Consider the following 14,273-nt stretch of genomic DNA (forward strand, 5'->3'; position numbering starts at 1 on the left):
GGTTGAGCGGGCTCTCCGGCAGAGCGGGTTGCGACCTTGCCGGTCCGTCGGTTCGTTGGTGCCAGGGGTGCGACCAACCAACTCTTACCGTGTGGTTAGTTTTCGTTGGGACGGTAGACCGGGATCGCAAGGGCGGGAAGGCTGCCGCTCGGCTTCGTGATCAGAACGTTATGTGGCGACGTCTCGGCCGGTGAGGGCTGCCGTCAGCCCGAGCGGGGCGGACGGAAGCGGTACACGTCCAACCCGTGGCGGCACCGCCGCTCCTGCGAGGAGCGCGGTTCGTGGCCGCCAGGTGTGAGTGAGATCCCCCGGGCCGCCCGCGAGGTCGTGCGCGGGCGGGCCTTCAGAGGGTGTGGGATGCGTTGCTCGGCGACGCGTTCACTGGTCGGCGCGGTCGCTCTCGAAGAGCAGGTGTACGAAGTCGGTGACCGGCCCGGCGATGTCGAGGTCCTGGTCCAGCACCCACTGCAGCTGGAGCCCATTGAGCACGGCGTGGAAGAGGACCGCCGCGCTCTCCGGACTGACGCCTTCGCGCAGCCTGCTGCGCGCGGCCTCGCTGTCGAGTCCCTCGGCGAACTGGGTGCGCCCGCGTTCGTAGCGCTCGACGAAGTAGGTGTGGGCGGGATGATCGGGCCGTGCGGCCGCGGCGGCGAGCTCGATCCACAGGCGCATCAGTTCGGGCGCCTTCTGGTGGTGGCGGATGAGCTCGCCGAGATAAGGGGCGAGCTGGTCCAGGCTGTCCACTGCTTCCAGGCCCTGCTGCCATTCCTCCGCGTCGCGTTCGGCGAGCACCTCGGCGAGGAGTTCGTCCTTGTTCCGGAAGTGGTGCAGGAGGCCGGCGTGGGTGATGCCGGCTCGTTCCGCGATGTCGCGCAGGGAGGCTTTGGCGTAGCCGTTCTCGGCGAAACTGTCGCGTGCCGCCCGTACGATCTCCGTCCTGCGGGCAGGTGTCTTGGCGTACGGTCCACGCGCTTTGGCCTGGCCCACGGTGCGCTCACTCTCCTCGACGAAGCCCGGTCCGGGACGGTCCTGCGCAGCTGCTGAGACCTTAAAGCTTCCCACATGGTCAAGATTCGCGTCTGCGCACCCTTCCCCAGTCTGCCGCGCGGGTCTAACGTCTGAACCGAAACCAACCGTGCGGTAAGAGTTGGCCGCCGAGTCGGTCGGGGAGCCGGCCGTGCCCTTCAGTCCTCGGCGGGGGCGCTTTCGTAGCGTTGGAGGAACTCTTCCACGAAATCGAGGGCCTCGGCATGCCGGGTGGTCATGCCCATCGTGTTCTCCATCATGAGGATCCGGCCGAGGGCGTTGGCCAGCATGAGCAGCACGGTGGGGGACACCCCCGGCGGCAGCTCGACGCCTGTCTCCGCGAGCCGTCGCGTGAGTACCTCCAGCTGTACCTCGCGGTAGCGCTCGGCGCGGGCGGCGAGTTCGGCGCGGATCGCCTTGCGGTGATTGGCCAGCGCGGTGAACTCCGTGGTCAGTGCGTTCCCCGGGTGACGGGTGACCTGCCACAGGGCGCGTATCGGCTGGGGGCCGTCCAGTCGGCGGGCCACCCGCTCCAACTCCTCGTCGCCCCGTCGTCGCAGCACCGCCAGGAAGAGATCGTCGAGGGTGCGGAAGTAGTACAGCACCAGCGCCGGGGCGACCTCGGCCTCGCGAGCCACCCGGCGCACGCCGACGGAGGCGTACCCCTCCTCGAGCATCAGCCGTTCGGTGACGTCGAGCAGGACCTGGCGCGTCTTCGAGTTCTCGGTGCCCATACGGCGAGGCGCAGTCATGCCGCTCATTGTCCTTGACGGCTCCGCGGGGTGCTGTTAAACAGTTGTTCAGCGCTCGTGTTAAACACTCGTTCAGCATGAACGGAGGGCACGGCTGATGGCTCCCTATACGGGCACCCGCACTCTGCGCGTCGAGGATCCGCGGCTGCTGACCGGCACCGGCACCTACGTCGACGACGTCGTACGGCCCGGAATGCTGCACGCCTGTTTCGTCCGCAGCCCCGTCGCACGGGCCCGCATCGCCGCGATCGACGTGTCGGAGGCGCTCCAACTGGACGGCGTGCACGCCGTGTTCGTCGCCCAGGACCTCAACCCCGGCGTACACGAGCAGTGGTACACGTTGAACGGGCGCGAAGATCCCGACACACCACGCCCGCCGCTGGCCGAGGACGAGGTGCGGTTCGTCGGCGACCCGGTGGCCGTGGTCGTCGCCGTGGACCGTTACAGGGCCGAGGACGCCGCCGAGTTGGTGGTCGTGGACTACGACGAGCTCCCGCCGGTCGTCGACTACGCCACCGCCCTGGAATCGACCGAGTCGGTCCACGCCACCCATCCCGGCAACCTGGTGGGCGAACTCGCCGGACGCCCGATGGAGGAACTCGCCCCCGTCTTCGAGGACGCGCCGCACGTGGTCGGCGTGACGATCCGTCAACAGGCGTACTGCCCGGTGCCGTTGGAGACTCGTGGCATTGTCGCGGAGTGGTCCGCGCCCGCCGGGGAGATGACGATCTGGGCGGCCACCCAGTCCCCGCACGAGGTCCGCTCCTTCTGCGCACGTCTGCTCGGTGTCGACGAGCACCGGGTGCGGGTGGTGATGCGGGACACCGGCGGCGGGTTCGGACAGAAGGTGCTGCCGCAGCGCGAGGACATGTGCGTGATGCTCGCCGCCACCAAGCTGCCCGCCGCGCTCAAATGGATCGAGGACCGTCAGGAACATCTCATGGCGGCCGGCCAGGCCCGCCACGAGCACGGCGAGGCGAGACTGGCCCTCGACGACGAAGGCCGGATCCTCGCCGCCACCCTCGACCACGTCCAGGACGCCGGCGCCTACCCGACCCCGTCCCCCGTCCAGAGCGGCCTCGCTGTCGGCCTGCTCTTCCCCGGTCCCTACCGCATCCCGCAGGGCACCTTCCGCTCCCGGTTCGTGTTCTCCAACACCAGCGGCCGAGTGGCGTATCGCGGCCCCTGGCAGTTCGAGTCGATGGCCCGCGAGGTCCTCCTCGACACCGCCGCCCGCCGCCTCGGCATGGACCCGATCGAGCTGCGCCGCCGCAACATGCTGCGCCGCGAGGATCTGCCGACGGCGAACTTCAACGGCATGCCCTACGACCACATCACCCCGTACGAGACCTTCGAGCAGGCCCTGGAGATGCTCGACTGTGCGGCGTTCCGGTGCGAACAGGAGCAGGCCCGCGCCCAGGGCCGCTACCTGGGCGTCGGCACCTGCACCTACGTCGAACCGACCGCCGGGGCCACCCCGTTCCACGGCACCGAGGGCGCGACCATCCGCATCGAGCCCTCCGGCAAGGTCAACGTCTACGTCGCCGGGGGATCGTGCGGCAACAGCCTGGAGACGACCGTCGTCCAGCTCACCGCCGACGCGCTCGGCGCGGCCATCGAGGACGTCAGCACGATCCAGGGAGACACGGCACTCACCCCGTACGGTGCCGGAACCGGCGGCAGCCGGTCGGGTCCCATGACCGCCGGCGCGATCGCCGAGACAGCGGCCGGATTACGGGAACGCATCCTCGCGATCGCCGGACACAGGCTCGAAGTCGCCGTAGAAGAACTGGAGTTGACCGGCGGCCGGGCATCAGTGAAGGGCGCTCCCGAGAAGGCGCTCACCCTCGCCGACATCGCCGACCTCGCCTACTTCCAGCCCCACGCCCTGCCACCCGGCATCCCGCCCGGCCTGGAGGCCAGCGGCCGCTACCGCACCCCGCACCTCATGATCTGGGCCAACGCCACCCACCTGTGCACCTGCGAGGTGGACGTGGTGACCGGCGCGGTGAAGCTGCTGAGGTACATCGTCAGCGAGGACTGCGGACCCATGATCAACCCCGGCGTGGTCGAGGGACAGATCTACGGCGGCACCGTCCAGGGAATCGGCGGCGCCCTCTACGAACACCTCGCCTACGACGGCGACGGCAACCCCCTCGCCACCACCTTCATGGACTACCTGCTCCCCACGGCCACCGAGGTGCCCGTCATCGAGCTCGGCCACATCGAGACACCCGGCCCAGGACCCGGCGGCCACAAGGGAGTTGGCGAGGGCGGCGCGATCGGATCCGCCCCGGCCGTGGTGAACGCGGTCGCCGACGCCCTCGCACCGCTGGGCGTGGAGATCGGCCGGCTGCCGCTGACACCCGCATCGATCGTCGAACTCGTGGAAGAGGCAGGGGCGGTGACCCCATGAAGCCGGCGGCCTTCGACTATCACGCCCCCACCACCACCGAGGAAACGGTCGCGCTGCTCGCCGAGTCGGGCGACGAGGCGAAGCTCATCGCCGGCGGCCAGAGCCTGGTCCCCATGCTGGCGCTGCGCCTCGCGGCCTTCGCGCACCTCGTCGATCTGCGCCACGTGGACGGACTCCGGGGCATCGAGCACCGTGACGGGACGGTGCGTATCGGTGCCACGACCACCCAGGCCACTCTCCAACGCTCCGAGGAAATAAGGGACTTGGTGCCGCTCCTCGCCCGGGCCACCCCGCTGATCGGCCATTTCCAGATCCGTAGCCGCGGCACCGTCGGCGGCTCGCTCGCCCACGCCGACGCCGCGGCCGAGTACCCGGCGGTGGCCCTCACCCTGGACGCCGAGTTCGAAGTGCTGTCGGTGCGGGGGCGCCGGGCCATCCCCGCCGCACGCTTCTTCACCGGGACCTGGACCACCGCCCTGGCCGAGGACGAGCTGCTCACGGCCGTCACCTTCCCGGTCTGGCGGCGGCCCCGGGGCTTCGCGATCGAGGAATTCGCCCGCAGAAGCGGGGACTTCGCACTCGCCGGTGCCGCCGTCGCCGTCGGCCTGGACGCCGGCGGACGGGTCGACCGGTGTGCCATCGGCCTGTTCGGACTCGGTCCGAGCGCATGCCGGGCCCCCACGGCGGAGGCCGGGACCATGGGTCGCCAACCCGCCGAGGACATGGCCGACGACATCGCACACCGAGCCCTGGCCGACCTCGACTCCATCCCGTCCGACCTGCACGGATCGGCCGGCTATCGCAGGCGCGTCGGCGCGGCCATGGTGGCCCGCGCCTGGCGGCGCGCCGTACGGGAGGCGGTCCATGGCTGACGACGTCGACATCCGGATACGGGTCAACGGCCTCCCACGCCGTGCCATCGTGCCGCCCCGGCTCACCCTCGCCGACTTCCTGCGCGTCAACTGCGGCCTCACCGGCGCGCACTTGGGTTGTGAGCACGGTGTCTGCGGCGCCTGCACGGTGCTGCTGGACGGCGAAGCCGTGCGCGCCTGCCTGGTGTTCGCCGTACAGGCCGACGGAAGCGAAGTCACCACCGTCGAGGGGATTGCCTCGCCCGACGGTGAACTGTCCGTCGTGCAGGCCGCGTTCCGTGAGCACCACGGGCTCCAGTGCGGGTTCTGCACCCCGGGCTTCGTCGTCTCGGTCACCGCCTTTCTCGCCGAGAACCCCAAACCCACCGACGAGGAGATCCGCGCCGCCCTGTCCGGCAATCTGTGCCGCTGCACGGGCTACCAGGGGATCGTGGCCGCCGTCCGGGCCGCCGCCGACCGCGAGGACTCCGTATGAAACTGGAGAACAGGCTCACCGTTCCCGCGTCCGTGGCGGAGGCCTGGCGGGTCCTGCTCGACATCGAACGCGTCACTCCGTGCGTCCCCGGTGCGACGCTCACCTCCCGCGACGGCGACAGCTTCCAGGGCCGGATCAAGGTCAAGCTCGGCCCCGTCAGCCTGACCTATCACGGCACCATCACGTTCCTTTCGCGGAACGAGGCGGACAGGACAGTCGTGCTGGAAGCCGGCGGAAGGGAGATCCGCGGCAACGGGACGGCCAGGGCGCGGGTGACGTGCCGACTGGTCGCGTCGGGCACGCACTCCACCGACGTCCTCGTGGACACCGACCTCGCGATCACGGGCAAGCCCGCCCAGTTCGGCCGCGGCACCCTCGCCGAGGTCGCGGGCACCCTCGTCGGGCGGTTCGCCGAGAACCTGGCCGCCGAACTCGCCGTAACCGAGCCGGATCCCGTGGCACGTCCCTCCGGTCCCGTCGTCGCCGAACCCATCGACCTCATCGACGCCGCCGGCGCCAGCGCCCTCAAGCGCATCGCACCGCCGGCCACCGCACTCGCCGCGCTGCTCCTTCTCGTGCTCCTGGTACGCGGCCGCCGACGCACCGACCGGTGACCAGGCCTCCCCGCCGTCGTCACCCCGCCCCAACCCGTCCCTTACTCAGGAAGCGAGGTCACTCATGCCCGGACGAGTAGAAGGCAAGGTCGCCTTCATCACCGGCGCCGCCCGCGGTCAGGGCCGCAGCCATGCCGTACGGCTGGCTGAGGAAGGCGCCGACATCATCGCCGTCGACGTGTGCAAGCAGCTCGACGGCGTCACGTTCCCGATGTCGACCCCCGAAGATCTGGAGGAGACGGTCAACCAGGTCCAGAAGCTGGGCCGTCGGATCCACGCCGTACAGGCGGACGTCCGCGACCACGACGCGCTCAAGGCCGCCGTGGACGACGGCGTCGCCGAATTCGGCCGGCTGGACATCGTCGCGGCCAACGCCGGCCTCGGCAGCGACGGCGCCACGCTCGACGCCATGGAGGAGAAGACCTGGCGCGACATGATCGACGTCAACCTGACCGGCGTCTGGTTGTCCGCCAAGGTCTCCATCCCGCACATCGTCGCGGGCGGACGAGGCGGCTCCATCATCCTGACCAGCTCCGTCGGCGGCCTCAAGGGCTACGCGAACATCGGCCACTACATCGCCGCCAAGCACGGCGTGGTGGGTCTGATGCGCACGATGGCGGGAGAGTTGGGGGCACACAACATCCGCGTCAACACCGTGCACCCCACCCAGGTCAACACCCCGATGGTGATGCACGAGGCCACCTACCGCATGTTCCGCCCCGACCTGGAGAACCCCACCGTCGACGACTTCGCGGCGGTGTCCCAGGGCATGCACATGCTCCCCACCCCGTGGGTGGAGCCGCTGGACATCAGCAACGCCGTGCTCTTCCTCGCCTCCGACGAGGCCCGCTTCGTCACCGGCGTGACCCTGCCGATCGACGCCGGCGCCCTGCTCAAGTGAGCCGCACACCACAGGGAGATGCGTCCATGACCACTGTCGACACCGTCTACTGGGACCCCTACGACCCGGCCCTCGCCCGCGACCCCTACCCCCTCTACGCACGCATGCGCGAGGAGGCGCCGCTCTACTACAACGACCAGCACAAGTTCTACGCCCTCAGCCGTCACGCCGACGTCCAGCGCGGCCTCGCGGACTGGCAGACCTACTCCTCGTCCCGCGGCGACATCCTCGAGATCATCCAGGCGGACATCGAACTCCCGCCCGGCACCCTCATCTTCGAGGATCCGCCCGTCCATGACATCCACCGCAAGCTCCTCGCCCGGGTGTTCACACCCCGCCGCATCGCCACCCTGGAGCCGCGTGTACGGGCCTACTGCCGGCGCGCACTGGAGCCGGTGACCGGCGCCGAGCGGTTCGACCTCGTCGAGGCCGTCGGCGCCGAGATGCCGATGCGGGTGATCGGCATGCTGCTGGGCATCCCGGAGGCGGACCAGCCCGCCATCCGTGACTACACCGACGAGACGCTGGGAACCGACGGCGGCGGGAAGATCAACCACGAGGACATCCTCAGTACGGACGCCTTCAAGGACTACATCGAGTGGCGCAAGCGGCACCCCTCCGACGACCTCATGACCGAGCTGATGACCGCCGAGTTCGAGGACGAGAACGGCGTCACGCGCACACTCACCGACGAGGAGGTCCTGACCTACTGCTCCGTGGTCGCCGGCGCGGGCAACGAGACCACGGGCCGGCTCATCGGCTGGTTCGGCGCGCTGATGGCCCGATACCCGGAAGCCCGCCGGGAGTTGGCGGCCGACCCCACCCTCATCCCCAACGCCATCGAGGAGATCCTGCGCTTCGAGCCGACCGGGCCGTTCACCGGGCGGTACGTCACCAAGGACGTGGAGCTGTACGACCGCACGGTGCCGGCCGGCAGCGCCGTCCTCTTCATCCAGGCCGCCGCCAACCGCGACCCGCGCCGCTTCGACGACCCCGACCGTTTCGACATCCACCGCGTCACCCAGCACATGAGCTTCGGCGTCGGCGCCCACTACTGCCTGGGCGCGGCCCTGGCCCGGCTGGAGGGCCGGATCGCGGCGGAGGAGATCCTCGAGCGGTTCCCCGGCTGGGACGTCGACTGGGACCACGCCGAACTGGCGCAGACCTCGACCGTGCGCGGCTGGAAGACCCTGCCGCTGGTCGTCGAAGGAGTCCGATGACGACCGAGCGGTGGAACGTCATCGTCGACACGCGGATGTGCGTCCGCACCGGGCTGTGCGCCGCCTCCGCGCCCGAGCACTTCGAACTCGACGAGAACGGCCAGGGGCATGCGAGGTCCGCCACCCTTCCGGCATCCGAAGAGGTGCTGGAGGTGGCCGAGTCGTGCCCGATCGAGGCCATCGGTATCCGGGGTGCGGACACCGGTGAGCGGGTCTTCCCGCCGCCGGGCTCCTGAACATTTCTCCAACTGACTGACTGCTAAGGCAGTTGACTTCACGCCACGACGAATCTAGATTCCTGTCATGCGGAAATGATGTTCTCGAATCTGTGTAACACAGCTCTCCAAGGGGTCTGGTGTCGTGGTTCAACCGTCCGTGAAGGAACAGATCGTCCTGGCCGCCGAGCGGCTCTTCGCCGAGCACGGCCTCGACGGGGTGTCTCTGCGTCAGATCAGCGCGGCGGCCGGGAACGGCAACAACACGGCGGTGCAGTACCACTTCGGCACGAAGGAACACCTCGTCCAGGAGATCTTCGAGTACCGGCTGCCGGAGCTGAACGAACGACGCAGGCTGCTGGTCGCGCGTCGGCGCCCGGACGATCTCAGGACCTGGGTGGAGTGCCACCTCCTGCCCGTCCTGGAACAGGGCGAACAGGAGGGCAGTCACTACCTCAGCTTCGTCGCGATGCTCCAGCAGCACGGCCGCCGGGACGTCTTCGAACGCCTTTCGGCCGAACTCGGCAAGCCCACCAACGACTTCGTCGAGCGGATCGGCACCCTGCTGCCGCACCTCCCCGAGCCGTTGCGCGGCCACCGCATCTCGCAGGCCCTGGCCTTCGGCGTGCATGCCGCCTCCGAACGTGAACGCACCCGGGCCCGCGGCGGGCACGTGCTGTCCTTCGCCGTCCATGTCGGGGACCTGCTGGACGGCCTGGTCGGCTTCCTCCAGGCCCCGGTGTCCTCGACGACCTCGTCCGTGATCGGCGAGACCGAGACCGGGACCGGGACCGGGGCCGGAGCGAGTGAACCGGCCCTGCCGCTTCATCCCTGAACAGCCGCCCTCCCACCCGCGAGCGGAGGAACGACGTCGCGATGAGTATCGATCTGCACAACGCCGTGGCGGTGATCACCGGCGCCGGCAGCGGGATCGGCCGTGCCGCCGCCCACGCCTTCGCCCGGCGCGGCGCGCGTGTCGTGGTCACCGACCTCGTCGGCGAGCGCGCGCACACCGTGGCCGGTGAACTCGGTGACCGGGGCGCCGCCGCGGAGTGCGACGTGACCAGCCTCGACGACCTGCAGGCGGTGCGGAAACTGGCCCTCGACCGCTTCGGCCGCATCGACCTGGTCATGAACAACGTCGGCATCCTGGCCGTCGGCCCCGTCGAGGACATTCCCCTGGACGCGTGGCAACGCGTCGTGGACGTCAACCTGTTGGGCGTCGTCCGCAGCAACCTCGTCTTCCTGCCCGTGTTGTTGGAGCAGGGATCGGGTCACGTCGTCAACACCGCTTCCACGGCAGGCCTGTTGCCCTACGGATTCGACCGCCTGCCGTACACCGCGACCAAGCACGCCGTCGTCGGCCTGTCCGAGGCGCTCGCCCTGTACCTGCGCCCGCGCGGCGTCGGCGTCTCCTGCCTGTGCCCGGCCGGCGTCGCCACCAACATCGTCGAGCAGATCAGTTTCTACGGGGAACCGGCACCGCCCCGAGGCCCCGACTTCCCGGTCCTGGACGCCGATTCGGTCGGCGAACTCGTCGCCGAGGGCGTCACCCACGACCGCTTCCTCATCCTCACCGCACCGCAGGCCGCCGACGAACTGCGCGAGCACGGTGCCGATGTCGACGCCTATCTGTCCCGTCTGACGAAGGATGCCCCATGAGCAGCACACTCGACCGGCTCCGCCTGGACGGCAAGGTCGCCGTCGTCACCGGCGGTGCCGGCGCCATCGGCCAGGTCTACGGCCGGGCACTCGCCGAGGCCGGCGCCGCCGTCGTCCTCGCGGACCTCAACGGCGAAGGAGCCGAGCAGGCCGCCAAGACACTGGCCGGCGACGGACTGCGCGCGCTCGGCGTGCAGGTCGACATCACCGACCGCGACTCCGCGGCCGACCTGGCAGCGAAGACCACCGACGCCTTCGGCGGCATCGACATCCTGGTGAACAACGCCGCGTTGATGGCCGAGATCCCCCAGGTCGACATCCTGGACCTGCCCACGGACTGGTTCGACCGCGTCATGCGCGTCAACGTCCTCGGCGCCGTCATCTGCGCGGGCGCGGTGAAGGCCTCCATGGTCGAGCGAGGCGGCGGACGCATCATCAACCAGGTCTCCGCAGGCGCCTTCATGGGCGGCGGCATCTACGGCGTCAGTAAACTCGCCCTGGTCAACATCACCGTCGGCCTCGCCCGCTCGCTCGGCCCACTCGGCATCAACGTCAACGCCATCGCACCCGGCCTGGTCGAGAACGAACCGGGCCTGCGCAGCCTCCCCGCCGACCACCCCGCACGCGCCGCTCTCACGGCCGCCATCCCGGGCAAGAAGTCCGCGCCCGCCGAAGACCTGCTCGGCACGCTGCTGCTGCTCGCCTCCCCGGCAGGCGAGTGGATCAACGGCCAGGCCATCAGCGTCGACGGCGGCTGGGTCACCCGGCTATGACGCGCGCCGGGACACGGGTTGGTTTCATCGGACTGGGCAGCCAGGGCGCGCCGATGGCCCGCCGTATCGCCGAGGAGTCGTTCCCCCTGACGCTGTGGGCGCGTCGCCGTACGTCCACGGAAGCCTTCGCCGGTACGGCCGCCACGGTGGCGGCAACACCGGCCGAGCTGGGGGCGGCGAGCGACATCGTGTGCCTGTGCGTCGTGGCGGACGCGGACGTCGAGGACGTCCTCCTGCGACCCGACGGCGTACTGACCGGCATGGCTCCCGGCGGGGTCGTCGTCCTCCACTCCACCATCCATCCCGACACCTGCCGACGCGTCGCCGACGAGGCAGCCAAGCGGGAGATCGCCGTGGTGGACGCTCCGGTCAGCGGCGGAGGCGCAGCGGCCGCGGAACGCAGGCTCCTGGTCATGGCCGGCGGACAGAAGGCGGACGTCGCCCGCTGCCGTCCGGTGTTCGACGCCTTCGCCGACCCGGTCATCCACCTCGGACCGCTGGGCAGCGGCCAACTCGCCAAGCTGCTCAACAACTTCGTGTTCACCGCCCAGGTCGGCCTGGCGCTGGACACCTTCTCCCTCGCCGACGGGCTCGGCATGGACCGCGCCGCGGTCGCACAGGTGCTCGCGCACGGCACCGGCGGCAGCCGCGCCGCGGCCGTCCTCGCCGCTTCCGGCTTCAACACCGACGGGCTGCGCCGGGCCCTGCCGCTGCTGCGCAAAGACGTCGGCCTCCTGCTCGACGTCGCCGACACGGCCCGCGCCCCCCGGCCCCGGACGCTCGCGGACCTCACCACACACACCCTGTCGACGCTGGACCGGAGTCCGGCGCCCTGACCACCGCCCCACCCGGACGACCCCAAGGCGGCACCGACATGACCACATCCCTGTCCCACGACCTCGGCACCACCGGCCCCCTCGTCGACGGCACCTGGCTCGACACCACGTCCGCCGGCCGGCAGGACCACATCAACCCCGCGACCGCCCGCGCCAACGGCACCGTCCTGCTCGCCGGACCACAGGAGGTCGACACGGCCGTCGCTTCGGCGAAGAACGCCTTCCCCGAGTGGCGGGCGATGTCCCCGGACCGGCGCCGCCGCATCCTCCAGCGCGTCGAGGAGCTGATGCTGGAGCGCGTGCCCGAACTCGGCCGGCTCAACACCCTCGAACTCGGCGTCCCCTTCCGTACCTCGGCGGGGCTGGCCCACCTGTCCGCAGGGTGGTTCGGCTACTACGCCGGCTGGGCCGACAAGCTGGAGGGCGCCACCATCCCGCCCAGCCCGCGCATGGTGCCGGGTCTCGACTACACCGTCCCCGAGCCGTACGGCGTCATCGGGATCATCCTGACCTGGAACGGCCCGATCATGTCGGTCGGCATGAAGGTCGCCCCCGCGCTCGCCGCCGGGAACTGCGTCGTCGTCAAGTCCCCCGACCTGGCCCCGTTCACCGTGGCCCGGTTCGCCGAGATCGCCCTGGAGGCCGGGCTGCCCCCGGGCGTGCTGCACGTCCTGCCCGGCGGCCCGGAGGCCGGCGAGCGGCTGGTCCGCCACCCCGACGTCGCGAAGATCTCCTTCACCGGCGGCATCCCGACCGCGAAGAAGATCCTCGACGCGGCCCGCCACACCCTCAAGCCCGTCCTGCTCGAACTCGGCGGCAAGACAGCCGACATCGTCTTCCCCGACGCCGACCTCGAGGAGGCCGTCGCCGAGACCGTCCGCTCCTGCTACACCCTCTCCGGCCAGGGCTGCAACCTCACCACCCGCATGCTGGTCCACCGCGAGGTGTACGACCAGGTGGTCACCGCCACAGCTGAGGCGGCCGGCGCCCTGCGCGTCGGAGACCCCTTCGACCAGTCGACCGCCCTCGGCCCGGTCGTCGGCAGGGCGGCCCACGAACGCGTCCTCGGCATGATCGAACGCGCCGCCAATGACGGCCGTGTCATCGCCGGCGGCCACGCCACCGACCCGTCCACGCTGCCCCCGGACAACCGCGACGGCTACTTCATCGACCCGACGGTCCTCGCCGACGTCGACCCGCACAGCGAGGTCGGCCGGCACGAGGTCTTCGGCCCCGTGCTGTCCCTGATCCCCTTCTCGACCGAGGACGAGGCGGTCGAACTGGCCAACTCCACGCCCTACGGCCTCGGCACCGCCGTACACACCCACGACGTGTCCCGCGTCCAGCGCATCGTCCCGCACCTCGAGTCGGGCACCGTCCTCGTCAACGGCGCCTCGGGCCAGCCGCCGGGTGCCCCGTTCGGGGGCTACAAGCAGAGCGGCTACGGGCGTGAAGGCGGCAAGGAGGGCCTCTACGAGTTCCTCCAGACCAAGAACGTCTTCATCCGCGCGTAAGGCGGCGCGCCATCCGGCCGCAGGAGGCCTGGATCGCCGACTCGTCGTTCCGGCAACGGCCTCTCAGCGACTCACACGCCCCTCCTCGTTCCGCCCAGCGTGCCGTGTTCCCGAGCCACATCCGGCCCGCCAGGGCCACCTCACAACCTACGGAGGCCTCATGGACGACACCCAGGCGGACCGCACCCTGGCAGAGGTCCTGCCCGCCCACGAACCACCCTCGGCTGCCACCCCGTTCGGCCGCGCCGCACGGGACTTCCTCTACGGCGAGGTCTGGTCACGCCCCGGTCTGAGCCGCCGGGATCGCCGCTGGGTCACCCTCACGTGCGTGGCCGCCGCCGACTCGCCCCAGCCCATCGAGGACCACGTCCACGCGGCACTCGCGAGCGGCGACATCGGCCTCGAGGCCATGCTGGAGTTCGTCCTGCACTTCGCGGTGTACTGCGGCTGGCCCAAGGCGTCCCACGTGGAGGGGGCCATCGCCCGGCAGTGGGACCGCATCCACCGCGAACGCGGCGAACAGACCCCTCCCTGGCCGCAGTTGGGCGACGACACCCTCGGTCCCGCAGCCTGGGACGAACGGCTCGCACGCGGCGTGGAGGAGTTCATCGACGTCAACCTCACGCCCGCACCGCCCCCGAACTCGCCGTACCGGCACGCCGGCATTCTCAACTTCGTGTTCGGGCACGTCTGGCAGCGCCCCGGGCTGACCCGGCGCGAGCGCCGGATCGTCACGGTCGCCAGCGTCGCCCTCGACGACTCGCCCGTCCCCCTCCAGACGCATGTCAGGGCCGCGCTCCACTCCGGAGACCTCGGCAAGGAGGAGATGGACGAGATCGTGCTGCAGTTCGCCGCGTACTACGGCTTCGCCAAGGGGGAGGCCCTCGCGGACGCGGTGGAGACGGCGTGGGCGTCCAAGGCCGACCTGGCCGGGCGGACGCACTGACCGGCTTCCGCACCGTGAGCCGTCGCTCCAGACCATTGTGTTTTGTCCGAA

15 protein-coding genes are annotated in these 14,273 nt (G+C 70.4%); 13 read left to right on the top strand and 2 right to left on the bottom strand.

All coding sequences use genetic code 11. From position 1 onward, the window contains the following. Positions 1-378 precede the first annotated feature (378 nt). Complete coding sequence (locus tag ACFY6U_RS49020) at positions 379-987, bottom strand: TetR/AcrR family transcriptional regulator (protein ID WP_390049190.1); 609 nt, start codon at positions 985-987, stop codon at positions 379-381. 197 nt (positions 988-1,184) lie between these two features. Then, the gene (locus ACFY6U_RS49025; RefSeq protein ID WP_390049192.1) at positions 1,185-1,778 is read right to left on the bottom strand and encodes a TetR/AcrR family transcriptional regulator; all 594 of its coding nucleotides are present in this window, start codon (positions 1,776-1,778) and stop codon (positions 1,185-1,187) included. A gap of 97 nt (positions 1,779-1,875) precedes the next feature. Here ACFY6U_RS49025 and ACFY6U_RS49030 point away from each other — a divergent pair, with 97 nt between their 5' ends. The 13 genes from ACFY6U_RS49030 (at position 1,876) to ACFY6U_RS49090 (ending at position 14,222) form a co-directional block, all read left to right on the top strand. Beyond that, complete coding sequence (locus ACFY6U_RS49030) at positions 1,876-4,194, top strand: xanthine dehydrogenase family protein molybdopterin-binding subunit (RefSeq protein WP_390049194.1); 2,319 nt, start codon at positions 1,876-1,878, stop codon at positions 4,192-4,194. Beyond that, positions 4,191-5,066: an FAD binding domain-containing protein gene (locus ACFY6U_RS49035; protein ID WP_390049196.1), complete on the top strand. Its 876-nt coding sequence runs from the start codon at positions 4,191-4,193 to the stop codon at positions 5,064-5,066. The genes ACFY6U_RS49030 and ACFY6U_RS49035 overlap by 4 nt, the downstream gene beginning before the upstream one ends. Beyond that, positions 5,059-5,541, top strand: a complete 483-nt coding sequence (locus ACFY6U_RS49040; protein WP_390049198.1) for a (2Fe-2S)-binding protein — start codon at positions 5,059-5,061, stop codon at positions 5,539-5,541. Before ACFY6U_RS49035 ends, ACFY6U_RS49040 begins: the two co-directional genes overlap by 8 nt. Beyond that, positions 5,538-6,155 (top strand): SRPBCC family protein, encoded by a 618-nt coding sequence (locus tag ACFY6U_RS49045; RefSeq protein ID WP_390049200.1) that lies wholly within the window; start codon positions 5,538-5,540, stop codon positions 6,153-6,155. The genes ACFY6U_RS49040 and ACFY6U_RS49045 overlap by 4 nt, the downstream gene beginning before the upstream one ends. Positions 6,156-6,219: 64 nt before the next feature. After that, positions 6,220-7,056, top strand: a complete 837-nt coding sequence (locus ACFY6U_RS49050; RefSeq protein WP_019074738.1) for a mycofactocin-coupled SDR family oxidoreductase — start codon at positions 6,220-6,222, stop codon at positions 7,054-7,056. 26 nt (positions 7,057-7,082) lie between these two features. Next, on the top strand, positions 7,083-8,276 hold the full coding sequence (locus ACFY6U_RS49055) for a cytochrome P450 (RefSeq protein WP_390049202.1): 1,194 nt from the start codon (positions 7,083-7,085) through the stop codon (positions 8,274-8,276). Beyond that, complete coding sequence (locus ACFY6U_RS49060; RefSeq protein ID WP_390049204.1) at positions 8,273-8,512, top strand: ferredoxin; 240 nt, start codon at positions 8,273-8,275, stop codon at positions 8,510-8,512. The genes ACFY6U_RS49055 and ACFY6U_RS49060 overlap by 4 nt, the downstream gene beginning before the upstream one ends. Positions 8,513-8,636: 124 nt before the next feature. Further along, positions 8,637-9,326, top strand: coding sequence for a TetR/AcrR family transcriptional regulator (locus ACFY6U_RS49065; RefSeq protein ID WP_390049205.1), 690 nt, complete (start codon positions 8,637-8,639; stop codon positions 9,324-9,326). A 41-nt stretch (positions 9,327-9,367) separates the two neighbouring features. Continuing rightward, complete coding sequence (locus tag ACFY6U_RS49070; protein WP_390049207.1) at positions 9,368-10,153, top strand: SDR family oxidoreductase; 786 nt, start codon at positions 9,368-9,370, stop codon at positions 10,151-10,153. Beyond that, on the top strand, positions 10,150-10,926 hold the full coding sequence (locus tag ACFY6U_RS49075) for an SDR family oxidoreductase (RefSeq protein WP_381250565.1): 777 nt from the start codon (positions 10,150-10,152) through the stop codon (positions 10,924-10,926). The genes ACFY6U_RS49070 and ACFY6U_RS49075 overlap by 4 nt, the downstream gene beginning before the upstream one ends. Continuing rightward, entirely contained in the window at positions 10,923-11,762 is an 840-nt protein-coding gene (locus ACFY6U_RS49080; RefSeq protein ID WP_390049208.1) for an NAD(P)-dependent oxidoreductase, read from the top strand. Before ACFY6U_RS49075 ends, ACFY6U_RS49080 begins: the two co-directional genes overlap by 4 nt. A gap of 38 nt (positions 11,763-11,800) precedes the next feature. Beyond that, positions 11,801-13,276, top strand: a complete 1,476-nt coding sequence (locus tag ACFY6U_RS49085) for an aldehyde dehydrogenase family protein (RefSeq protein WP_390049210.1) — start codon at positions 11,801-11,803, stop codon at positions 13,274-13,276. Positions 13,277-13,436: 160 nt separating this feature from the next. Next, positions 13,437-14,222, top strand: coding sequence for a carboxymuconolactone decarboxylase family protein (locus ACFY6U_RS49090; protein WP_390049212.1), 786 nt, complete (start codon positions 13,437-13,439; stop codon positions 14,220-14,222). Positions 14,223-14,273: the final 51 nt, after the last annotated feature.

Origin of the sequence: Streptomyces sp. NPDC013157, assembly GCF_042899865.1 — a bacterium.
Classification (GTDB): Bacteria; Actinomycetota; Actinomycetes; order Streptomycetales; family Streptomycetaceae; genus Streptomyces.

What these genes read in the sequence shown, in the direction of transcription:
- ACFY6U_RS49055 (WP_390049202.1), top strand. Translation starts at nt 7,083, where the DNA reads ATGACCACTGTCGACACCGTCTACTGGGACCCCTACGACCCGGCCCTC.
- ACFY6U_RS49040 (WP_390049198.1), top strand. Translation starts at nt 5,059, where the DNA reads ATGGCTGACGACGTCGACATCCGGATACGGGTCAACGGCCTCCCACGC.
- ACFY6U_RS49085 (WP_390049210.1), top strand. Translation starts at nt 11,801, where the DNA reads ATGACCACATCCCTGTCCCACGACCTCGGCACCACCGGCCCCCTCGTC.
- ACFY6U_RS49075 (WP_381250565.1), top strand. Translation starts at nt 10,150, where the DNA reads ATGAGCAGCACACTCGACCGGCTCCGCCTGGACGGCAAGGTCGCCGTC.
- ACFY6U_RS49025 (WP_390049192.1), bottom strand. Translation starts at nt 1,778, where the DNA reads ATGACTGCGCCTCGCCGTATGGGCACCGAGAACTCGAAGACGCGCCAG.
- ACFY6U_RS49080 (WP_390049208.1), top strand. Translation starts at nt 10,923, where the DNA reads ATGACGCGCGCCGGGACACGGGTTGGTTTCATCGGACTGGGCAGCCAG.
- ACFY6U_RS49045 (WP_390049200.1), top strand. Translation starts at nt 5,538, where the DNA reads ATGAAACTGGAGAACAGGCTCACCGTTCCCGCGTCCGTGGCGGAGGCC.
- ACFY6U_RS49070 (WP_390049207.1), top strand. Translation starts at nt 9,368, where the DNA reads ATGAGTATCGATCTGCACAACGCCGTGGCGGTGATCACCGGCGCCGGC.
- ACFY6U_RS49030 (WP_390049194.1), top strand. Translation starts at nt 1,876, where the DNA reads ATGGCTCCCTATACGGGCACCCGCACTCTGCGCGTCGAGGATCCGCGG.
- ACFY6U_RS49050 (WP_019074738.1), top strand. Translation starts at nt 6,220, where the DNA reads ATGCCCGGACGAGTAGAAGGCAAGGTCGCCTTCATCACCGGCGCCGCC.
- ACFY6U_RS49035 (WP_390049196.1), top strand. Translation starts at nt 4,191, where the DNA reads ATGAAGCCGGCGGCCTTCGACTATCACGCCCCCACCACCACCGAGGAA.
- ACFY6U_RS49090 (WP_390049212.1), top strand. Translation starts at nt 13,437, where the DNA reads ATGGACGACACCCAGGCGGACCGCACCCTGGCAGAGGTCCTGCCCGCC.
- ACFY6U_RS49060 (WP_390049204.1), top strand. Translation starts at nt 8,273, where the DNA reads ATGACGACCGAGCGGTGGAACGTCATCGTCGACACGCGGATGTGCGTC.